Annotated in this window: 20 protein-coding genes; 10 read left to right on the top strand and 10 right to left on the bottom strand. The window is 73.7% G+C overall.

Translation table 11 applies throughout. The features are described 5' to 3' along the window. The first annotated feature begins 89 nt into the window (after positions 1 to 89). Both FHU33_RS10020 and FHU33_RS10015 read left to right on the top strand, forming a co-directional pair. Entirely contained in the window at positions 90 to 593 is a 504-nt protein-coding gene (locus tag FHU33_RS10020; protein WP_142025231.1) for a hypothetical protein, read from the top strand. Then, entirely contained in the window at positions 590 to 1,213 is a 624-nt protein-coding gene (locus FHU33_RS10015; RefSeq protein ID WP_170182397.1) for a superoxide dismutase family protein, read from the top strand. Before FHU33_RS10020 ends, FHU33_RS10015 begins: the two co-directional genes overlap by 4 nt. Positions 1,214 to 1,334: 121 nt before the next feature. Here the strand turns inward: FHU33_RS10015 and FHU33_RS10010 are convergent, their stop codons facing one another. Genes FHU33_RS10010 through FHU33_RS09995 form a run of 4 tightly spaced genes read right to left on the bottom strand, consistent with a single transcriptional unit; the run spans position 1,335 to position 5,451 of the window. After that, the gene (locus FHU33_RS10010) at positions 1,335 to 2,012 is read right to left on the bottom strand and encodes a class I SAM-dependent methyltransferase (protein ID WP_142025229.1); all 678 of its coding nucleotides are present in this window, start codon (positions 2,010 to 2,012) and stop codon (positions 1,335 to 1,337) included. Between the two features lie 43 nt (positions 2,013 to 2,055). Then, positions 2,056 to 3,066 (bottom strand): GNAT family N-acetyltransferase, encoded by a 1,011-nt coding sequence (locus tag FHU33_RS10005; RefSeq protein WP_142025228.1) that lies wholly within the window; start codon positions 3,064 to 3,066, stop codon positions 2,056 to 2,058. A gap of 43 nt (positions 3,067 to 3,109) precedes the next feature. Beyond that, on the bottom strand, positions 3,110 to 3,952 hold the full coding sequence (locus FHU33_RS10000; protein WP_142025227.1) for an SDR family NAD(P)-dependent oxidoreductase: 843 nt from the start codon (positions 3,950 to 3,952) through the stop codon (positions 3,110 to 3,112). Then, positions 3,952 to 5,451, bottom strand: coding sequence for a flavin-containing monooxygenase (locus FHU33_RS09995; RefSeq protein ID WP_142025226.1), 1,500 nt, complete (start codon positions 5,449 to 5,451; stop codon positions 3,952 to 3,954). The genes FHU33_RS10000 and FHU33_RS09995 overlap by 1 nt, the downstream gene beginning before the upstream one ends. A 139-nt stretch (positions 5,452 to 5,590) precedes the next feature. Here FHU33_RS09995 and FHU33_RS09990 point away from each other — a divergent pair, with 139 nt between their 5' ends. Continuing rightward, entirely contained in the window at positions 5,591 to 6,238 is a 648-nt protein-coding gene (locus FHU33_RS09990; RefSeq protein WP_246063472.1) for a TetR/AcrR family transcriptional regulator, read from the top strand. A gap of 52 nt (positions 6,239 to 6,290) precedes the next feature. Here FHU33_RS09990 and FHU33_RS09985 read toward each other — a convergent pair whose 3' ends face one another. Continuing rightward, a complete protein-coding gene (locus tag FHU33_RS09985) occupies positions 6,291 to 6,797 on the bottom strand; it encodes a universal stress protein (RefSeq protein WP_142025224.1) in 507 nt (168 codons plus the stop codon). Between the two features lie 94 nt (positions 6,798 to 6,891). Then, the gene (locus tag FHU33_RS09980) at positions 6,892 to 7,821 is read right to left on the bottom strand and encodes a hypothetical protein (RefSeq protein WP_142025223.1); all 930 of its coding nucleotides are present in this window, start codon (positions 7,819 to 7,821) and stop codon (positions 6,892 to 6,894) included. A gap of 252 nt (positions 7,822 to 8,073) precedes the next feature. Here FHU33_RS09980 and FHU33_RS09975 point away from each other — a divergent pair, with 252 nt between their 5' ends. Together FHU33_RS09975 and FHU33_RS09970 are read left to right on the top strand one after the other, a co-directional pair. Next, positions 8,074 to 9,204 (top strand): LLM class flavin-dependent oxidoreductase, encoded by a 1,131-nt coding sequence (locus FHU33_RS09975; RefSeq protein ID WP_142025222.1) that lies wholly within the window; start codon positions 8,074 to 8,076, stop codon positions 9,202 to 9,204. Continuing rightward, entirely contained in the window at positions 9,201 to 9,824 is a 624-nt protein-coding gene (locus FHU33_RS09970; protein WP_142025221.1) for an FMN reductase, read from the top strand. Before FHU33_RS09975 ends, FHU33_RS09970 begins: the two co-directional genes overlap by 4 nt. 82 nt (positions 9,825 to 9,906) lie before the next feature. On the opposite strand, the gene FHU33_RS09965 is transcribed toward FHU33_RS09970, so the two are convergent. The 3 genes from FHU33_RS09965 to FHU33_RS09955 form a co-directional block, all read right to left on the bottom strand. Further along, positions 9,907 to 11,481: an FMN-binding glutamate synthase family protein gene (locus tag FHU33_RS09965; RefSeq protein WP_142025220.1), complete on the bottom strand. Its 1,575-nt coding sequence runs from the start codon at positions 11,479 to 11,481 to the stop codon at positions 9,907 to 9,909. Between the two features lie 55 nt (positions 11,482 to 11,536). Beyond that, a complete protein-coding gene (locus FHU33_RS09960) occupies positions 11,537 to 13,015 on the bottom strand; it encodes a GntP family permease (RefSeq protein ID WP_142025219.1) in 1,479 nt (492 codons plus the stop codon). Positions 13,016 to 13,091: 76 nt separating this feature from the next. Then, positions 13,092 to 14,438: an MFS transporter gene (locus FHU33_RS09955; protein WP_142027070.1), complete on the bottom strand. Its 1,347-nt coding sequence runs from the start codon at positions 14,436 to 14,438 to the stop codon at positions 13,092 to 13,094. Between the two features lie 99 nt (positions 14,439 to 14,537). Here FHU33_RS09955 and FHU33_RS09950 point away from each other — a divergent pair, with 99 nt between their 5' ends. From FHU33_RS09950 to FHU33_RS09930, 5 genes are all read left to right on the top strand, one after another. Next, positions 14,538 to 15,170: a TetR/AcrR family transcriptional regulator gene (locus FHU33_RS09950; RefSeq protein WP_142025218.1), complete on the top strand. Its 633-nt coding sequence runs from the start codon at positions 14,538 to 14,540 to the stop codon at positions 15,168 to 15,170. 213 nt (positions 15,171 to 15,383) lie between these two features. After that, positions 15,384 to 15,785, top strand: a complete 402-nt coding sequence (locus tag FHU33_RS09945) for a cupin domain-containing protein (RefSeq protein WP_142025217.1) — start codon at positions 15,384 to 15,386, stop codon at positions 15,783 to 15,785. 92 nt (positions 15,786 to 15,877) lie between these two features. Further along, positions 15,878 to 18,730 carry an FAD-binding and (Fe-S)-binding domain-containing protein gene (locus FHU33_RS09940; protein WP_142025216.1) on the top strand — a complete coding sequence of 951 codons (2,853 nt, stop codon included), beginning with the start codon at positions 15,878 to 15,880 and terminating at the stop codon, positions 18,728 to 18,730. Positions 18,731 to 18,760: 30 nt separating this feature from the next. Continuing rightward, complete coding sequence (locus FHU33_RS09935) at positions 18,761 to 19,252, top strand: cation:proton antiporter regulatory subunit (protein ID WP_142025215.1); 492 nt, start codon at positions 18,761 to 18,763, stop codon at positions 19,250 to 19,252. A gap of 14 nt (positions 19,253 to 19,266) precedes the next feature. Further along, positions 19,267 to 20,433: a cation:proton antiporter gene (locus tag FHU33_RS09930; RefSeq protein WP_142025214.1), complete on the top strand. Its 1,167-nt coding sequence runs from the start codon at positions 19,267 to 19,269 to the stop codon at positions 20,431 to 20,433. 171 nt (positions 20,434 to 20,604) lie between these two features. Here FHU33_RS09930 and FHU33_RS09925 read toward each other — a convergent pair whose 3' ends face one another. Continuing rightward, positions 20,605 to 21,228, bottom strand: coding sequence for a GDSL-type esterase/lipase family protein (locus FHU33_RS09925; RefSeq protein ID WP_142025213.1), 624 nt, complete (start codon positions 21,226 to 21,228; stop codon positions 20,605 to 20,607). Positions 21,229 to 21,230: the final 2 nt, after the last annotated feature.

Raw genomic sequence — 21,230 nt, 5'->3', positions numbered from 1 at the left:
CCCCGGATCGCGCCCGCGGTGCCGGGCAGGAAGCCCACAGCGTGCCGCCGCGCCCAGCGGAAGGCCACGACACGAGAGAGGACGCCGTCATGCGCGCGCACCGTTTCCGGCCGCAGGCCGGCCCGGCGTTGGCCGTCGTCCTGGTGCTCGCCGGAGGTGGTCTGTCGGCCTGCGCCGCGGACGACGAGGCGACGGCGCCAGAGCTCGAGGTGGAGGTGCCCGACCTCCGCGGCGCCGAGGACCCGGACGACCCGTACATCGGCCTGCTGGACGCCGCCTTCCGGGAGGACCTGGAGGCCTACGCACGGCAGGAGGTGACCCTGCTCGCCGACGTGGCCGAGGTGCTGTCCCCACAGGCCTTCACCGTGACCTCCCCCGAGGGGGGCGAGGTCGACCCGGTCCTGGTGGTCACGACCGTCGGGGACGCCGACCCGCGTGCCGGCCAGCCCCTGTACATAGCAGCCACGCCGGTGCGCGACTTCCAGGCCGACGTCGTGATCGAAGAGCTCGGCCTCGACGTCGACCCGGATGAGCTCGAGGACTGGGAGGACGAGACGTTTCTCGTCGCCACCATCCTGGAGAGCGCATCGTGACCGCGCGACGACCGGCGCGGGTGCTGCCCGTGGTCGCCGTGACGGTGCTGACCCTCTCGGCCTGCGGGTCCGGCGACGACGATGCCCTCCGCGAGCAGCTGGACGCCGCCGCAGGAGGAGACGAGGACACGGCTTCGGTCGAGGTGCCCGTCGAGGTCTCGAGCGAGCTCGTCGATCGCGAGGGCACCACCGTGGGAAGGGTCTGGTTCCGGGACACGGACGTCGGCACGGAGGTCGAGGTGGAGGTGGCCGGGCTGACGCAGGGCTTCCACCCCATGTACCTGTACGACACGGGGATCTGCGACACCGAGAGCCCTCCCTCGGACGACCCCGGCGTGGTCGGGCCGTTCGTCACCGCGGGTGACGTCGTCCAGGAACTGCCCTCCGTGCTGGTGCTCGCGAACGGCGAGGGGTCGACGACCACCCTCGCCGGACCGATGCCTCTGGAGGAGCTGCTCGAGGAGGACGGGACCGCTCTCGTCGTCACCGAGGCCGCGGAGAGCCTCGCGGACATCCCGCCGCCGCCCGCTGCACCCGTCGACCCCGACGCCGAGGCCCCCGTCGTCGAGGACACCGGTTCACGTGTGGCCTGCGGCGCCATCGGCGGAGAAGACGCCTGACGGCTCCCACCCCGCCGGGTACACCATTCGGTGGCCGCGCCTCGTCAGCCGCCACGTCCGGGAATCGCGCCGTCGGCTTCCTGCCCGCTCGTCCGCCCGTCAGGGCGACGGCTGTGGCCCGTCAGGGCAGGCGCCAGACCGTCGTCCGCCGGATCTGCGTGGGCAGGGCGGGCGACGACTCGGTGTCGGGCACCTCGTACACCGCCACGGCGGCGAGCCGGTCGACGGGCACGTAGGGCCGGCCGGGATCGCCCAGGTAGACCTCGGCACCGCGGGCGCGCGCGGCCTCGAGCCAGGGCAGCACCCGCTCGCTCATCACGCGGTCGTAGCAGACGTCCCCGGCCAGGACGACGTCGACGGCCGGCGGCTCCATCCCCAGGACGTCGCCCAGGACGGCGACCGGAGGAACGCCGTTGGCCTCGGCGTTGACGGCGATCGCGGTGTGGGAGAACGGGTCGATGTCGCTGGCCAGGACGTCGGAGGCTCCCGCCCGGGCCGCCGCGATCGCGACCAGGCCACTGCCCGCGCCCAGGTCGAGCACCGACCGGCCGGAAACCGTCGCCGGTTCGTCGAGCACGTACCGCGCCAGGGCCTGTCCCCCGGGCCACGCGGCCGCCCAGAACGGCGGCTCCGTCGGCGCGGTCCCCCGCTCCTCCTCGATCGCCCCCCACAGGGCGACCACGTCGGCTGCCACGTGCAGGGTCACCTCGGGCACGAGCGAGGGCCGGCTCGGCCGGGTGTGGTGGCGCACGAAGTCCGGGGAGACGGACGGAGCAGGAACGGCGCGGTCGCTCGACACGGACCCAGTCAACCCGAGCGGCAGAGCCGGGGTCGGACCGGCGTCAGAGACGGACGGACCACGAGGACAGGAAACCCGCGGGACGGAAACCCAGGTCCTCGTTGACCGCGACCATGGGCAGGTTCCCCTCGGAGTTGTAGGTGCTGATGCGGCGCACCTCCGGGAAGGAGCCCTGCAGCTCGCGCAGCACGGCCACCTTCACCCGGGCCCCCAGCCGGTGCCCGCGGTGCTCCCGGAGCACGAGCGTGCCGCCCTGGTGCGCGCGCTGCGGCGCGGCGAGCGGGATCTGCAGGTCGGTGAAGGCGACCAGCCGCCCACCCCGCACGGCGCCGGCCGAGAGGACCGTCCGGCCGCGCGCGACGTGCGAGGCCTCGTACTCGCGGATCCGTTCGCCGTCCCAGTGCTCCTCCTCGACGGGGAGGTCGCCGTGCGGGGCATCGGTCGTCATGCGCCGTTCCAGCAGCGCCCGGTCGTCGAGCAGCCCGTCCGGGGTCCGGTCCCGCCAGGTCACGATCTCGTAGCCCGCACCGGCCCGTACCGCCTCGGTCTCGACGGCGGACAGCCGTTCCTCGTCGGCGGGCAACACCAGATCGCGGTGCGTCTCCAGCAGATCGCAGGTCCAGCCGTGGTGCAGGGCGAAGGCCCGCCCGGCGGTGTCCGGGCCGGGTTCGTCCACCTCGGCGATCAGCTCCGTGCGACCGCGCGCCGCGGCCAGCCGCACGCCGTCCGCGAGCAGCGCGCTGCCGATGCCCAGGCGCCGGTGCGCGGGGTGGACGGCGACGTCGAGCACCGCCACGGTGGGGTTGTCCCTGACCGGCAGGATGACGCGCAGCGCCCCCGCGACGGCGCCGTCCACCATGGCCGCCCGGTGCGCGCCGTCCCGGGAGCCACCGGGTGCCACGAGCTGACGCCCGAGCGCCACGTGCTCGGTTCCGGATCGGGGCGGATCGTCGGGACGGTCGGCGAGCGAGGCCGCCGTCCAGACCTCGCACCAGCCGGTGAAGAGGTCGTCGTCCGGGCCGAGGGCGACGAGGTCGGTGGTCGTCGTGGTCACGCCTCGTTCTACCGCCCGGCGCAACCGATTTCCGGCCGGTCGGTCAGGACGCAGGCGGCAACGCCGTGGCTGCGCGCCGGGCGATCACCCGCCAGTAGCTCCCGGGCATGAGGCGCACCAGGACGTCGGGGACCTTCGCGCTCCAGCCGATGAGCAACCGCGGACGGCGCTGCTCGACGGCCGCCATGATCGTGGCCGCGGCCTTCTCCTTCGGCATGGTCAGCAGCTTGGCGAACTGCTTGCGGCCCACCTCGTACTCCTCGGCCGAGACGCCGGAACCGGTGCGCGCGCTCTCGGCGATCCGGGTCTTGATCCCGCCGGGGTGCACGACGGTCACGCCGACGGCGTGCTCGGCCAGCTCGTGCCGCACCGCCTCGGAGAACCCGCGGACGGCGAACTTGCTCGCCGAGTAGGCCGCCTGCCCGGCCGGCGCGAAGATGCCGAAGACGCTGGAGACGTTCACCAGGTGTGCGCCGGGGTGCGCCTTGAGCACCGGCAGCAGCGCGTGGGTCAACCGGACGACGGCGCGGAAGTTGACCGCCATGACCCAGTCGAACTCCTCGAGGGTCACCTGGTCGAAGCGACCACCCAGCGCCACGCCGGCGTTGTTCACCAGCAGCGTCGTCCCCGGGTGCTCGGCGACGAGCGTCGCCGCCAGTGCCTCGGTCTGCTCGTCGTCGGACAGGTCCGCCACGTGGGTGGCCAGGACCAGCGCGGGATGGGCGGCCCGGATCCGGTCGGCGACGTCGCCCAGCCGGTCCCTGTCCCGGTCGACGAGCACGAGATGGCTCCCCCGCCCGGCCAGCTGGACCGCGAGCGCTTCGCCGATCCCGCTGGCCGCTCCGGTGACGACGGCGGTGCCGCCGGCGAACTGGTACGGGCCCATCAGGCGACCGCCTTCTCCGTCGTGGTGGCGGGCACGCGCCGCTGGAACGTCATGCCCTCGTCCTCCAGCGGGCCCCGCCGCATCAGCCGGACGTCGCGGAGGTAGTTCTGGTGCAGCTTCCAGGGCCTGCGGCGCCCCTGCTTGGGCAGGCCGGCGAGGCTGCGTTGCACGTAGCCCGACGCCAGGTCCAGGAACGGTTGGTCGGCGCCCTCCGGCGGCGCGACCGGCGTGGCCGAGGCGTAGCCCTCGGCGTCGAGGTGGTTGACCAGCCGGCAGACGTAGCGGTTGACCAGGTCGGCCTTGAGCGTCCAGGAGGCGTTCGTGTAGCCGATGACCATCGCGAGATTGGGAACGCCGGACAGCATCATCCCCTTGTAGGAGACGGTTCCGGCCAGCTCGACCGGCGTCCCGTCGACGGTCAGCGTCATCCCGCCCATGGCCAGCAGGTTGAGCCCGGTGGCCGTGACGACGACGTCGGCGTCGAGGTGCTCGCCGGACTCCAGCTGCACGCCCTTCTCGGTGAAGGTCGCGATCCGGCCGGTGGCGATGGTCGCCTGCCCACGACGCAGGGTGCGGAACAGGTCGCCGTCGGGCACCAGGCACAGCCGCTGGTCCCACGGGCCGTACGGCGGGTTGAAGTGCGTGTCGACGTCGACGTCGGGCACCTGCTTCTGCGTCAGCCGCCGCAGGACCCTGCGGGCGGCGGCCGGCCGGCGCTGGCTGAACTGGTAGAAGGCCGTGGAGACCAGGACGTTCTTCCAGCGCACGATCGGATGGGCCAGCTTCCCCGGCAGCTTGTCGCGCAGGAAGGTCGCCAGCGGGTCCCGGCCGGGCAGTGACATGACGTAGCTCGGCGTGCGCTGGAGCATCGTGACGTGCGCGGCCACGTCGGCCAGGTTGGGCACCAGGGTCATGGCGGTCGCGCCGCTGCCGATGACCACGATCCGCTTACCGGTGGCGTCGAAGTCCTCGGGCCAGTGCTGCGGGTGGATGATCTCGCCGGCGAACCGGTCCTCGCCCTCGAACGCCGGCCGGAAGCCCTCGTCGTAGCGGTAGTACCCGCAACACACCGACAGCCACGAGCAGGTCAGCCGCACCGTCTCGCCGATGTCCGTGCGGCGGGCCGTCACGGTCCATCTCGCCTCGTCGCCCGACCACTCGGCGGAGAGCACCTGGTGGTGGAAGCGGATCTTCTCCTCGACGCCGTACTCGCGCGCGGTGTCCCGGATGTAGGAACGGATCGCCGCGCCGTCGGCGATGGCCGTCGAGTCCTTCCACGGCTTGAAGGCGTATCCGAGGGTGAACATGTCCGAGTCCGACCGGATCCCGGGGTAGCGGAACAGGTCCCACGTGCCGCCGATCGCCCCCCGCGACTCGAGGACGGCGTAGGTCTTGCCCGGGCACTCCTGCTGCAGGTGGCAGGCGGCGCCGATGCCGGACAGGCCGGCTCCGACGATGAGGACGTCGACGTGCTCCGTTGCTCGGCGCTCCGCTGCCATGTACGGGACTCCTGGTGCTGGGCCGGCCGGGACCGGCGGAAGGGGTCGGCGCGCGACCTGCGGCGACGACGCTATCGACGCGCTGTCGAACGAGTCAACAGGGTGTCGAGAAACGGGTCCGTCCGGCTATTCTCCGGCGGTGACCGTGCCGGCGAGCGACTCCTCCCCCCGGGGACGGCGTGCCGTCCGGCCGTCGGGCGACGACCGGGAACTGGCCATCTTGGCGACGGCGGAACGGCTGCTGGCCGAGAAGCCGCTCAACGCGATCTCCGTCGACGACCTGGCCCGCGGCGCTGGGATCTCCCGGCCGACCTTCTACTTCTACTTCGCCTCGAAGGACGCCGTCCTGCTGACGCTGCTCGACCGGGTCGTGGCCGAGGCCGACGCGGCTTCGCGCGAGGCCTTCGGGCACCCGGCCACCGGCATCCGGGAGGGCTGGCGGCGGGTGATCACCGCCTACTACGAGACCTTCCGGGCCCACCGCCGGCTGACCCTGGCCGGGGCGGAGGCGCGCTCGTCCAACGCCGAGATCCGCGACCTGTGGGCCGGTGTGGTGGAGACCTGGGTGCAGCGGTGCGCGGCCGCCATCGACGCCGAGCGCACCCGGGGAGCCGCGCCCGCCGGCCCGGACGCCCGCGATCTGGCCGTCGTCCTCACCTCGACCAACGAGCGGGTGCTGTACGGGACGTTCAGCGGCGACGGGCCGGCCCTCGCCGAGTCGGGAGTGGTCGACGTGCTGCTCGAGGTGTGGCTGCGGGCGATCTACGGAGCCTCGCCGGCGGACTGACCGTCCAGGTCGGCGCCGGCCGTCACCGCATTCGCGGGGCCGCCCGGGACCGTCACTCCGTGACCGCGCTGCCGCCCACCGCCCCGATCTCCCGTCCGGTCGCACCCGTGCGGACGACGGTCACCGGGCAGGGCGAGTGGTGGACGAGCTGGTCGCTCACCGAGCCGAGGAGCAGCCCGCGGAAGCCACCGCGGCCCCGGGCACCCATCACCAGCAGGTTCGCGCCCTCGGCGGCGGTCATCAGGCCCTGCGCCGGTGCCTTGTGCACGACGTGGCAGGTCACGCGGACCGCCGGGTCGAGACCGGCAGCCTTCACGTGCGTGGTCAGCTCGTCGTGCACCGCCTTCTCCCAGTCCGGGAGCGGCGGCACGTAGCCCGGCGTCCAGCTCTTCGGCTGAGGGGCGGTCATCATCGCCCACGCCCGGACCACGTGGAGCTCCAGGTCTGCCCGTCGGGCCAGCCGCCCGGCCCACACCAGCGCCTCCTGGGCGCACTTCGAACCGTCGTGTCCCACGACGATCCCGCCCTCGACGCGCACGACCTCACAGACGTCGTCCATCGCTGCCTCCCTCGGTTCCAGCTGCCTGCGACGAAGCCTCCCACCAGCGCCTGCGAGGAGGGCCCAGGGGCGTCCCGTCGCCGGTCGGCTGGTCTCAGTGCGGCACGGGCGCCGGGCGGCCCGTCATCACCACCACGTCGGGCTCCTCCCGGGCGTCGGGCACCGCGCCCTGTGCCGCGGGGTGCGACCCATCGCCCTCGACGGCCACGTTCCCTCGCACCACGTGGGTGCGCGGGACGTCCTCGGGCACGATGCCGGCCACCGCCTGCAGCGCCTCCCCGATCCGGTCGATCAGCTCGCGCATCGACTGCCGGGCCTGGTCGCGCTGCCGGCGCAGGTCGTCGATCTCCGCCTGCACGGCAGCCCGGCGTGCCGAGGCGTCCGCCGCCGCGCGGTCGCGGTCGCGCGCGGCCAGCTGGGCCAGCCGGTCCCTCTCCGCAGCGGCCTGGCGCAGGATCTCCGCCGCCTCGAACTCGGCGCGCTCGATCGCCTGGGCGGCGGTCGCCCGATCCCGGCGGGCGAGGTCCACCAGCTCGTCAGCGGCGTCGACCGCCATCTCCTTTATCTGGTGGGCCTTGCGCAGCCGGGCGTCGGCCTCGGCGCGGGCCTCGGCGACGATGCGCTCGGCCTCCTGCGCGCCGGCCTCGGTGAGGGCGGCGGCCTCGTCGGAGGCCAGCCGCAGCATCTCCTGGACCCGCTCGGAGACCGGGAAGGACTCCCTGCCGCGCGGGACGTCGGCCAGCAGGCGACGGGAGATCTCCAGCTCCGCCGAGCACTCGCCGAACCGGCTCAGCAGGTGGTCGACCTGCCGTCGGACGGCGATCAGCTCGCCCTCTGCCCAGGCCGTGTAGTTGTCGACCTCGAGGCGGTCGTAACCGTGCAGCCGCACCCGGAACACGGGGCGGTGGTCCATCAGCTCCTCGAGGTCACCGCGCACATTCGGCGCCTCCGGCAGCTCACCGGGTGGACGACCGTTCGCCCCACCCGCGTCGACCAGGGCACCACCGGACCCGCTCCGCACCATCGTTCTCCCCCTGCCGCGTACCGCTGCCAAGGCGGACAGTGCCAGACCCCAGCGACCGGGGTCGGCCACCGTGACCGGACCGTGAAGATGGCACCGGCGTAGTTCGGCAGGCTGTACAAGGACGGCTACGTTCCGTAGCAGACCGCCACCACCCCTCCCGCGAGGTGGGACCGGAGGACGCGGGCATAGATCCTGGGCACGATCGGTTGTGCCGAACAGTAGTTGCACTCTCAACCAGCAACGGAGACGGACATGCAGTTCGGCATCTTCACGGTCAGCGACATCACCCCGGACCCCACGACCGGTCGCACCCCCACCGAGGCGGAACGGATCAAGGCGGTCCTGGCCATCGCCCAGAAGGCCGAGGAGGTCGGGCTCGACGTCTTCGCCCTCGGTGAGCACCACAATCCGCCGTTCTTCTCCTCCTCCCCCACCACGACGCTGGGTTACCTCGCCGCGAAGACCCAGAAGCTGCAGCTGTCGACGTCCACCACGCTGATCACCACCAACGACCCGGTGAAGATCGCCGAGGACTTCGCGATGCTCCAGCACCTCGCCGAGGGCCGGGTGGACCTGATGATGGGGCGCGGCAACACCGGCCCGGTCTACCCGTGGTTCGGCAAGGACATCCGTGACGGCATCGAGCTCGCCGTCGAGAACTACGCGCTCCTCCGGCAGCTGTGGCGCGAGGACGTCGTGAACTGGGAGGGGAAGTTCCGCACGCCGCTGCAGGGCTTCACCTCGACCCCGCGGCCGCTGGACGGCGTCCCGCCGTTCGTCTGGCACGGCTCCATCCGCAGCCCGCAGATCGCCGAGCAGGCCGCGTACTACGGCGACGGCTTCTTCCACAACCACATCTTCTGGCCGCCGGAGCACACCCAGCGGATGGTGGAGTTCTACCGCCGCCGCTTCGAGCACTACGGCCACGGCAGCGCCGACCAGGCCATCGTCGGCCTCGGCGGGCAGGTGTTCATGCGGAGGAACAGCCAGGACGCGCTCGCTGAGTTCCGCCCGTACTTCGACGTCGCCCCGGTGTACGGCCACGGCCCGTCCCTGGAGGAGTTCAGCTCCCAGACCCCGCTGACCGTGGGCAGCCCCGAGCAGGTCATCGAGCGCACCCTCGGCTTCCGCGACTACGTGGGCGACTACCAGCGCCAGCTGTTCCTCATCGACCACGCCGGCCTGCCGCTGAAGACCGTCCTCGAGCAGCTCGACCTGCTCGGCGAGGAGGTCGTCCCGGTGCTCCGCCGCGAGTTCGCCGCCCTGAAGCCCGCCCACGTCCCGGACGCGCCCACCCACGCCTCCCTCGTCGCCGCCGCCGGGGGTGCGAAGGACGCCACCGTGCACGCCCCCGCCGACTCGGTCACGGGCCAGGCCCGATGACCACCCGCACCCTGGCCGTCGTCAGCGGTGGACTCAGCAACCCGTCGTCCACCCGGCTGCTCGGCGACCGGCTCACGGCCGCCACCGTCGCCTCGCTCAAGGCGCGCGGCGAGGACACCACGGTCGAGGTCGTCGAACTGCGCTCGCACGCCCGCGACCTGGCCGACAACCTGGTGACCGGGTTCGCCAACCAGGCTCTGCGGACGGCGGTGGACACGGTGACCGGGGCCGACGGCCTCATCGCGGTCACGCCGATCTTCTCGGCGTCCTACAGCGGCCTGTTCAAGACGTTCTTCGACGTCCTGGAGAAGGACGCACTCGTCGGGACGCCGGTGCTGCTCGGCGCCACGGCCGGCACCGCCCGGCACTCGCTGGCGCTGGAGCACGCCGTCCGGCCGCTGTTCACCTACCTGCGGGCGGTGACCGTGCCCACCGCCGTCTTCGCCGCGACGGAGGACTGGGCCGGCGCGGGCGGCGTCGACCGGGCGCTGGCCGGCCGGATCGACCGAGCCGCCGGCGAGCTCGCCGACCTCGTGTCGGGCCGCCCCGCCTCCGCCCGTCCGGTGGACCCGTTCGCCGACCCGACGACGTCCTTCGAGGACCTCCTCCGCGGCCACTGACCCGCCAGCACCAAGGCAAAGGAACCTATACATGCGTTTCGGCGTCGAAAACGCATGCATAGGTTCCTATGCCTGGCCCCAATTAGCCGACGGCGTCGGGGGACGGCGGCGCCGAGCCGCCCTGCGGTGCCTCGGCGGCCATGATGCGGGCGATCTCCGCGCGGTCGGCGGACGACGGCAGGCCCCAGCCCGGCTCGTAGTCGTAGACCTCGACCAGCGGCCGTGACGTCGTCCGGCCGGTGAGCACCTCGACCGACCCGGTGTCGATCAGGCCCGGGTGCTCGACTCCGCAGGCCTCGGCCACCTTGACCAGGTCCCGTCGCAGCGTGCGGATGTAGTTGGCCGCCCGGACCGACTTCAGCTGCGGGTCCAACCCGTGGGTCAGCCACGCGTTCTGCGTGGCCACCCCGGTGGGACAGGTGTCGTCGTGGCACTTCTGCGCCTGGATGCAGCCGATGGACAGCATCGCCTCGCGGGCCACGTTGACCATGTCGCAGCCCAGGGCGAAGGCCACGGTGGCGTTGTCGGGCAGCCCCAGCTTGCCGGCACCGATGAAGGTCACCTGCTCGTGCAGTCCGGCCCGGGCAAAGACGGAGTAGACCCGGGCGAAGCCCAGCTGGAAGGGCAGCGACACCGAGTCGGTGAAGATCAGCGGCGCGGCGCCGGTGCCGCCCTCTCCCCCGTCGACGGTGACGAAGTCGACGCCCCGGCCCGTGCGGGTCATCAGATCGGTCAGCTCGTGCCAGAAGGACATGTCCCCGACGGCGGACTTGATCCCGACCGGCAGTCCCGTCTCGGCGGCGAGCAGCTCGACCCAGTCGAGCAGGCTGTCGCCGTCGGAGAACTCGGCGTGGCGGGAGGGACTGATGCAGTCGACGCCCTCGCGCACGCCGCGGGCCTCGGCGATCTCCGCCGACACCTTGGCCGCCGGCAGCACGCCGCCAAGCCCGGGCTTCGCCCCCTGGCTGAGCTTGATCTCGAGCGCGCGGACGGGTGCGGAGGCGACGAGGTCCTTGAGCCGGTCGAGGTCGAACCGTCCGTGCTCGTCGCGGCAGCCGAAGTACGCCGTCCCGATCTGGAAGACGAGCTCCCCGCCGTGCCGGTGGTACCGCGAGATGCCGCCCTCACCGCTGTTGTGCAGGCAGCCGGCGAGGGCGGCGCCGCGGTTGAGCGCCTCGACGGCCGGGCCGGACAGCGAGCCGTAGCTCATCGCCGAGATGTTGACCACCGACGACGGCCGGAAGGCGCGGGCCCGGCCACGGGCCGCGCCGAGCACCTTGGCCGAGGGCAGGTCGACGCCCTGCCCGGCGTGCACGTTCGTCGCGGGGACCGCCCGGCCGAAGGTGCGGTGGTTGATCACCGGATAGCCGGCGGAGAACTCCAGGTCGTTGTCGGTGCCGAAACCGAAGTAGTTGTTCTCCGCCTTCGCCGACGCGTAGACCCAGCGGCGCTGGTCGCGGGTGAACGGCCGCTCCTCGTTGTTGCCCGCCACCAGGTACTGCCGCAGCTCCGGGCCGATGGACTCCAGCAGGTACCGCGCGTGGCCGATCACCGGGAAGTTGCGCAGCAGCGTGTGCTCGCGCTGGAACAGGTCCCGGGCGGCGACGGCGGCAACCGCGGACAGGCCGGCAGCGGCCGCACGAGTGACGCGGTTCATGGCAGTCCCCCTCCTCGCGGGGCACCCGTCGCGACGGCGCGACGGGCACCGCCGCTCACAGCAGCAGGCTGAGCACCAGGGCCAGCACGAAGCCGATGGTGCCGAGCAGCGTCTCCATCACCGTCCACGTCTTGAGCGTGGTCTTCTCGTCCATCTGGAAGAACCGGCTGACCAGCCAGAACCCGGAGTCGTTGACGTGCGAGAGCACCGTCGCACCGCCCGCGATGGCGATCACGATCAGCGCGAGGTCGATGCGCGACAGCCCGTCGGTCGCCTCCACCACCGGTGCGATCAGCCCGGCGGCGGTGGTCAGCGCCACGGTCGCCGAGCCCTGCGCGACCCGCAGCAGCACCGAGATGACGAACGCGGCGACGATGACCGGCAGGCCGATGTCCCCGAGCACGTCGGCCAGCGCCTCGCCGATGCCGCTGGCCCGCAGCACGCCCCCGAACATGCCGCCGGCACCGGTGATCAGGATGATCGCGCAGACCGGGCCCAGCGCGCTGTTGACCACCGACTCCACCTCGGCGGCGTCGCTGCCCCGGTGCTTGCCCAGGACCCACATGGCGACCAGGACCGTGATCAGCAGCGCGATCGGCGTCGCGCCGATCAGCTGGGCGAATCGCACGAACGTCGACTCCTCGTCGACCGTGCCGTTCGTGGCCAGGGTGCTCATGCCGGTGTTGAGGAAGATCAGGAGCAGCGGCAGCAGCAGGATCCCGACGACGGTGCCGAACGACGGCGGCCCGGCCGTCCGCGCCGCCGTCCGCGTGTCCCGGTCTGCGTCCGCAACCGCCGGCGAGGTGCCCTCCACGGCCGCTTCCGGCGCCCCGGAGGAGCCCCCCGCCCCGCCGTCCGGGGCACCGGTACCGCCGAGGATGTCCGGGACGGCGACCTGGTACCTGCGCCCTGCCCAGAGGCCGAACAGGTACCCGCCCAGGTACCAGGTGGGCAGCCCGATCAGGAGCCCGAAGACGAGGACGAGCCCGATGTCGGCGCCGATCAGCTCGGCGGCTGCGACGGGTCCGGGGTGCGGGGGGACGAAGGCGTGCATCACCGCGAAGGCGCCGGCGACCGGCAGCCCGTAGGTCAGCAGCGACCCCCCGAGCCGCAGCGCGACCGTGAAGACGATCGGCAGGAAGACGACCAGGCCGGCGTCGAAGAAGATCGGGAAGCCGAACAGCAGCGCCGCCACACCCAGGGCGAGCGGCGCCCGCTGTTCACCGAACCGCCGGATGAGGCTGTCGGCGAGCACCTGGGCGCCGCCGCTGAACTCCAGGAGCCGGCCGAGCATGGCGCCGAGGCCGACGAGCAGCGCGACGCTGGCCAAGGTGGACCCGAAACCCGTGGTGAGCGTGCTGACGACGTCCTCGAGCGGAACCCGGGCGGCCAGCGCGGTCAGGAGGCTGACCAGCACCAGCGCCACGAACGCGTGCAGTTTCAGCCGGATGATCAGGAACAGCAGCACCAGCACTGCCGCGGCCGCGATGAGCAGCAGCGGGCCGGCTCCCAGAGCGGGTTCCACCTCGGTCATGACGCCTCCCCGGTTCGGGAGGTGATCTTTCGCCTCCCCGACCGAGCGCGCCACCCCGGACGGACGCGCGCACAGGTCAGCGGTAGGCGGAGCCGCCCCGCAGGCGGGCGCGCACCGCGACGCTGAGCGGTGCCAGCACGATCCCGTCCCGCGCCAGCCGGCCGCGCAGCTCGCGCCGGCGCCGCAGGACGCCGATCAGCCCGACGGCCCAGAAGAGGTACTGCACCGCGAAGGCGGTGCGGAAGGCGTCGAGCTCGTAGGCCGTGGACGCTCCTGGGGTGAGCACGTCGAGGACCAGCCCGACCGCGAGGATGGTGAGCAGGGAGGCGACGAAGCCGCCGACGTTCACCACGCCGCTGGCACTGCCCAACCGCTCGGCGGGGTTCTCGGTACGGGCGTAGTCGAACCCGATCATCGATCCGGGGCCGTTGGTGCCCAGGACCACGACGAGGAGGATCAGCAGCGGGAGCGGCGCCCGCCCCGGCCACAGCAGGACGACCGTCCAGACGCTCACGGTGGCGGCCAGGATGCCGAACACCAGGTCCGACCGGCGCAGCGGCCACCGGCCGCAGAGCCGGCCGAACAGCGGGCCCACGCCCATGCCGACGACCACGAGCAGGGTCAGCAGCGCGGCCGCGACCGCCGGCGAGCGCCCCTGCCCGACGACGAGGAACGGATAGCCCCAGAGCAGCGCGAAGACCGTGCCGGAGAACTGGGTGACCAGGTGCGTGTACAGGCCGATCCGCGTGCCCGGCTCCCGCCAGGTCGCGGCCAGGTTGCCACGCACTTCCGCCAGCCCCGCGGCCGTGGTCCCTCCGGTGCCGGCCGGCGCGTCCCGCAGCGCCACCAGCACGAGGACGGCGACCACGATCCCGGTCGCGGCGGCACCGAGGAAGGTGGCCCGCCAGCTGGTGCCGTGCAGCAGCGCGACGAGCGGATAGGCCGCGACGATGGAGCCCAGCTGTCCCAGGATCCCGGTGAGCTGCGTGATCACCGGAACGGTCCGGCCGGGGAACCAGAGGGAGATCACCCGCAGCACGCTGATGAAGGTCATGGCATCGCCCGCGCCGACCAGCACACGGGCGGCCACGGCAGCCGGCACGTCGGTGGCCAGCGCGAGCACCAACTGGCCCGTGGCCATCGTGACCGCACCGGCCAGGATCATCCGCCGGGAACCGAACCGGTCCAGCGCCACTCCGACGGGCACCTGCAGGGCGGCGTACACGGCCAGCTGCACGACGAGGAAGAACGCGACGACGGAGGCCCCGGCGGCGAAGCGCTCCTGCGCCTGCACGGCGGCCACACCCAGCGACGCGCGGTGGAAGACCGCGACCGTGTAGGCGGTCAGCGCCACGAGCCAGATCGCATAGGCCCGCGCCGACGGCCGGACGGCGATCGGCGCATCCTCGCCGGCTGGCTGCATCGTCACCCCAGGGAGGACGCCGGGCCGGCGCCGCAGCTTCCGACGAGCCGCGGTGAGTTCGCTCACCCCGCCCGGGCATGCCCACTACAGTTCGCGCTGATGCACGACCTGGTCGACCCCGCCGACGACCCGGCTGTGGACGACGCCCACCGTCGCGGCCGGATCCTGTGGGCGCTCGCCACCTGCATGGCGAGCAAGGGCTACCGGGCCACCACGATCGCCGACATCGCGGCCGCGGCCCGGGTCTCGAAGACCGTGGTCTACGCGCACTTCCGCGACAAGGAACAGTGCCTGCTGGAGCTGTACGCGCGGGCCAACGACAAGGTCCTCGCGACCGTGCGGCAGGCCCAGGAGGACGCCCGCCGGGCGGGCCTGCCGTGGCGGGACCGGCTGCGCGCCGGCGTCGGCGCCTACCTGGAGACGCTGGCCGCCGGCCCCGCCGTCGCGTGGGCGGCCCTGGTCGAGGTGCAGGCCGCCGGCCGCGCCGCGCTCGCGCTGCGCCGGGACGTGATCGACCGCTACGTGGACCTGCTCAGCGAGGTCGCCGGCGGGCTCGCCGTGGAGCACCCCGACGAGGTGCGGCCGGTGAGCCGGGAGCTGCTGGTCGCCGCCGTCGGCGGGGTGAACGAGCTGATGCTCGCGCGCGTCGAGCGGGGCGAGGCCGAGCGGGTTCCCGAGGACATCGCCGTGGCGGCCGACATCGTGATCGGTCAGCTGGAGCGGCGCGGCTGATCCGTGCCTGCGGTCAGCCGCCGGCCGGAGGCTCCGCGCAGGGCTGCTGCGGTCGCGCCGGGCCGTGGCCGGTCGACCGCGGGAGTGATCGACCACGGGTGGCGCCGACGACTACTCGCCGTCCGGGACGGGCAGGAGCAGTTCGCCACCCGCCCGGGCGCGACCACGTCGTCCGGGCGGCAGTTCCTGTTCTCGACGAGAGGAGCGCCGTCCATGGCGTCCGTCATCCACTACACGATCGCCACCGAGGCCGAGAAGAGCCCGGACTTCCGCCGCGTCCTCTGGACCGGGGAGCACAGCCAGCTCGTCATCATGACCATCCCGCCCGGCGGTGAGATCGGCGAGGAGACCCACGACGACGTCGACCAGATCCTCACCTTCGTCAGCGGCACCGGGAAGGCGATCGTCTCCGGCTCGGAGAAGACCGTGGCGCAGGGCGACCTCGTCGTCGTGCCGGCCGGCAAGAAGCACAACTTCGTCAACACCGGCGCGAACCCCTTGATCCTCTACACCGTCTACGGTCCGCCGGAGCACGCCGACGGCGCGGTCCACACGACCAAGGAGGAGGCCGACGAGCTGGAGGAGGCCGGGAAGGACGAGCCCCCGACGTCCTGAGCCGACGGTCCACGCCGGGGCGTCGCCCCCCGGCGTGGACCGCTCCTCCCCCCGCGCTCGCTCACCGGGGCGGGGGGACGGAGACTCGCCCCATGACGGCGATCACCTCCATCCCTGACCAGCACCGCAGCGACGTCGGGCCGGAACTGGTCGCCGCCCTGCGCCGAGCCGGCATCGCCGACGTCGACGACTCGGGCCTGGCCCGGGCCCTCTACTCGTCCGACGCCTCGCTGTACCGGGTGCTGCCGCGCGCCGTCGTCCGCCCGCGGCACGTCGACGAGATCGTCGCCACCCTCGAGGTCTGCCGTTCCCTGGGGGTCCCCCTGACCGCCCGTGGCGCGGGAACCTCGATCGCGGGCAACGCCGTCGGCCCCGGGGTGGTGCTGGACACCAGCCGGTACCTGTCCCGCATCCACGAGATCGATGCCGAAGCCGGGACGGCGACGGTCGACCCCGGCGTGGTGCAGGCGGCGCTGCAGACGGCGGCCCGCCCGCACGGCCTGCGGTTCGGTCCGGATCCGAGCACGCACAACCGCTGCACCGTCGGCGGCATGATCGGCAACAACGCCTGTGGCTCCCGGGCCCTCGGGTACGGCCGGACGTCGGACAACGTCGTCGGCCTCGACGTGGTCACCGGGACCGGCGCCCGGCTGCGGCTGGGCCCGGGCGCCGAGCCCACCGACGGCGTGCTGGCCGACCTGCACCGGCTGGTGGGAGCGGAACTCGGTCCCATCCGCACCGAGCTGGGCCGCTTCGGGCGCCAGGTGTCGGGGTACTCGCTGGAGCACCTGCTCCCGGAACGCGGTTTCGACGTCGCCCGGGCCCTGGTCGGCAGCGAGGGAACGCTGGCGCTCGTCCTCGGCGCCACGGTGCGGCTGGTCGCCGACGCGCCGTTCCGCGGGCTGGTCGTCCTCGGCTACCCCACGATGGCCGACGCCGCCGACGCCACCCCCGGCCTCCTCCCCCACTCGCCGACCGCCGTCGAGGGCCTGGACGCCCGGATGGTGCAGCGGCTGCGCGACGTGCCCGCCGCCGTCGTCCCCGACCTGCCCCGGGGCGGGGCATGGCTGGTCGTCGAGCTCACCGGCGACAGCGTGGCCGAGGTGCGGGACAAGGCCGGGCGCGTGCTGGCGGACGCGGGAGCGCTGGACTCGCTGGTGGTCACCGACGTCGTCGAGGCGGCGGCGATCTGGCGGATCCGCGAGGACGGCGCCGGGCTCGCCGCCCGCACCTCGGACGGGCACCCGGCGCACGCCGGATGGGAGGACGCCGCCGTCCCGCCCGAGCGGCTGGGCGACTACCTCCGCGAGTTCGAGGCCCTGCTCGACGAGCACGGCCTGCAGTGCGTGCCCTACGGCCACTTCGGCGACGGGTGCGTGCACGGCCGCATCGACTTCCCGTTCGGCTCGGGCGACGACCGGGGGCGGGCGCGGTACCGGTCCTTCGTCGAGGACGCCGCCCGCCTGGTCGCCGGGTACGGGGGTTCGCTCTCCGGCGAGCACGGGGACGGCCGGGCGCGCAGCGAACTGCTGCCGTTCATGTACTCCCCGGAGGTCATCGGCCTGTTCGGGCGGGTCAAGGCCCTCTTCGATCCCGCGGACGTGCTGAACCCCGGCGTGCTGGTGCGGCCCGCCCCCCTCGACGACGACGTCCGGATGGCGGCCGCCCCGGTGGCCCGGACCGGCCTGGCGCTCGCCTACCGGCACGACGACGGCGACTTCTCCGCCGCCGTCCACCGGTGCACCGGCGTGGGCAAGTGCCGCGCGGACCTCCAGGCCTCCGGTGGCGTGATGTGCCCGTCGTGGCCGGCCACCCGCGAGGAGAAGGACACCACCCGCGGCCGGGCGCGGGTGCTCCAGGAGATGCTCGCCACCGGCGGACCGGTGACGGGATGGCGATCCCCCGAGGTGCACGACGCCCTCGACCTCTGCCTGTCCTGCAAGGGCTGCTCGCGCGACTGCCCGACCGGCGTCGACATGGCCTCCTACAAGGCCGAGGTGCTGCACCAGTCCTACCGGCGCCGCCTGCGGCCGCGGGCCCACTACACCCTCGGGCGGCTGCCGCGCTGGGCCGATCTCGCCGCCCGCGCCCCGCGGCTGGTGAACGCGGTGCTGCGCTCCCGGCTCGGCGGGCGGATGGCCAAGTGGTCGGCCGGGATGGACCAGCGCCGGGAGGTGCCGCCGTTCGCCATCCGCAGCTTCCGGCAGGAGTGGGCGGCGCGGCCGGCGCCCAGCGGGGACGGCGCACCGGTGGCGCTGTGGGTGGACTCGTTCACCGACCACTTCGCACCCGGGGTGGCTCTCGCCGCGGCCCGGGTGCTGGAGGCAGCCGGCTACCGCGTCCAGGTGCCCGGAGCCGACACCTGCTGCGGGCTGACCTGGATCACCACCGGCCAGCTGGACACCGCCCGCCGGATCCTCGGATCCACGGTCGAGGCGCTGGTCCCCCTCGTCGACGCCGGCATCCCCGTCGTCGGCGTGGAGCCGTCGTGCACCGCGGCGCTGCGCAGCGACTCGCTGGAGCTGGTGGGCGGGCCGGCAGCCGAGCGGGTGGCGCGCGGCACCCGCACCCTCGCCGAACTCCTGGCCGACACCCCCGGCTGGACGCCGCCGTCGATGGCCGGCCTGGAGGTCGTGGCCCAGCCGCACTGCCACCACGCCTCGGTCATGGGCTGGTCGGCCGATGCGCGGCTACTCGCCTCGGCCGGCGCGACGGTCACCCGGCTGGGCGGCTGCTGCGGGCTCGCCGGCAACTGGGGCGTGGAGCGCGGCCACCACGACGTCTCGGTGACGATCGCCGGCCAGCAGCTGCTGCCCGCGGTCGAGGGCCTCGGCCCGGACGCCGTGGTGCTCGCCGACGGCTTCTCCTGCCGCACCCAGCTCGACCAGCTCGCCGGCCGGCAGGGACTGCACCTCGCCGAGCTGCTCGCCGACCGCCTCCCCTGACGCCCGCGAACCCTCTGCGACCATGCGCGCATGGAGCTCGAGGAGACGCTGCTGCCGGGAGTCGGTGTCCGCTACGAACTGCAGACCCGCTCGGGACAGGTGCTGGGCATCGTCGTCCAGCGCGAGGGTGGTGCCGAGATCGCCGTCTACGACCGGCGCGACCCCGACCGTGCGCGCGGCATGTTCCGGCTGGAGCCGGAGGAGGCCGACGCGGTCGCCGAGGTGCTCGGGGCGCCGCGGCTGACCCAGCGCTTCGCCGATCTCTCCCGGGAGGTCCCCGGTCTGGAGTCCGGCCGGTTCCCGATCGCCGAGGGCTCCCCCTTCGCCGGCCGGACCCTGGGCGAGACCCGTGCCCGCACGCTGACGGGGTGCTCGATCGTCGCCATCGTGCGTGGCGCCGACGTCGTCCCCTCGCCCTCACCCGGCGACCCGCTGCGGGCCGGTGACGTCCTCGTCGCCATCGGCTCCTCGACCGGACTGGAACAACTGGACCGGCGGTTGTCGGGCCGGCTCCCCGGCTGACCGGGCGCGTCCCGGTGGACCACGTCGCCGCCTTGCTGGTCGAGCTCGGCCTGCTGTTCCTCGGGCTGTCCCTGCTCGGCCTGGCCGCCCGGCGACTCGGTCTCTCCCCGGTGCCGTTCGTGCTGATCGCCGCCCTCGCGCTCGGCGACGGCGGCATCGTCCCGCTGAGCACCGCGGAACCGTTCCTGACGGCGTCGGCCGAGATCGGCGTCGTCCTCCTGCTGCTCACCCTCGGCCTGGAGTTCTCCGCGTCCGAGCTGTTCAGCTCCTTCCGCCGGCACGCCCCCTCCGGCGTGGTGGACCTGGTGCTCAACGCGCCCCCGGGTTTCGCCGCCGGCCTGCTGCTCGGCCTGCCCTGGCAGGGCGCCCTGGCCCTCGCCGGTGTCACCTGGATCTCGTCGTCGGGCATCGTGGCGCGGCTGCTCGGCGACCTCGGCCGCCTGGCCAACCGCGAGACGCCCGCGGTGCTCTCCGTCCTCGTGCTCGAGGACCTGGCCATGGCGCTGTTCCTCCCGCTGCTGGTCGTCGCGCTGGCCGGCGGCGGCCCCACCGCGGCGGCCGCCGGGATCGCCCTCGCCGTGGGAGCGGTGCTGGTGGTGCTCCTGGCCGCGCGGCGCCACGGGCACCGGCTGGGCCGGCTGCTCACCCATGACGACGACGAGCAGGTGATGCTGCGGCTGGTCGGCCTCACCCTGCTCGTCGCGGGGCTGGCCCAGGCGATGGGCGCCTCGGCGGCGGTCGGCGCGTTCCTGGTCGGCCTGGCGCTGCCCGCGTCCTTCGCCGACCGGGCCCGGGCGATCCTCGGCCCGCTCCGGGACCTGTTCGCGGCCCTCTTCTTCGTCGCCTTCGGCTTCGCGACCGATCCGGGCGCGATCCTGCCGGTGCTCCCGGCCGCGCTGGCGCTCGCCGCGGTCACGACCGCGACCAAGATAGGCACGGGGTGGTTCGCGGCCAGGCGGGACGGTGTCGCGGTGCCCGGCCGGCTGCGGGCCGGGACCGCGCTGGTGGCCCGGGGCGAGTTCTCCATCGTGATCGCCGGGCTGGCGGTGACGACCGGCCTGGCCGACGTCGGCCCGATCGCGACCGGGTACGTGCTGATCCTGGCGGTGACCGGCCCGGTCCTCACCCGGGTCGTCGAGCCGCTGAGCGCCCACTTCCTCCCGGCGCCGTCCCTGCGCTGACCCGCGCCCGGAAGCTCGGCCGCTGCTTACAGGTATCAGCCTGTCGGCCCGACGGTAGGCGCCGGTCAGGGGCGATCGACGTCGAGCGGGTCGAGCCGCGCGCCCGACCGTCGAGCCGGGTCATGGTGCGGCCCAACGGCCGTTCAGGCGCCTCGACGTGCCGTTTCGGCGTCAGGCGGCAGCCTCGTCCCGGCGCTGCCGGGCGGCGGCGAGCACCACGGGCGCGAGGGCCGCGGCGATGCGGGCGTAGCCGGCCGAGGACGGGTGGAAGCGGTCGGCGGAGAACATCGCCGGATCGGCGGCGAAATCGCCCGCGACCTCGGCGGCCACCCCCGCGACCGACCCTCCCGCGGCCTCGACGACGGCGGCCTGCCGGGCCTGCAGTCGCGCACAGGCCGCCTGCACGAGGGGCCGGAACGCGGGCGGCACGAACGGCACGGACGACATGTCCGGCGCGGGGACGACGACCACGTCGGTGCCCCGTGCCCGCAGGACACCGACGGCGGCCCCCAGCGCGGCGGCCGCCTCCTCCGGCGGGACGAACCGGGCGAGGTCGTTGGCCCCGATGACCACGACGGCGAGGTCGGCGTCCAGTGGCTGGGCCCCGCGCACCTGGGCGGTGAGGCCGGCCGAGACGGCGCCCGGTACGGCCAGCACGTGCAGGTCGACGTCGAAGCCGTCCGCCTCCAGCGCCCTGCGGAGGCGGCGGCCGAGGGTGTCGTCGGCGTGCAGGGCGCCGGTTCCGTACGCGATGGAGTCACCGAGGACGACGAGACGGAGAGACGAGCGGGTCACAC

The organism is Blastococcus colisei, assembly GCF_006717095.1.
Taxonomy (GTDB): Bacteria; Actinomycetota; Actinomycetes; order Mycobacteriales; family Geodermatophilaceae; genus Blastococcus_B; species Blastococcus_B colisei.
This window is presented reverse-complemented; position numbering and strand designations above follow the sequence as displayed.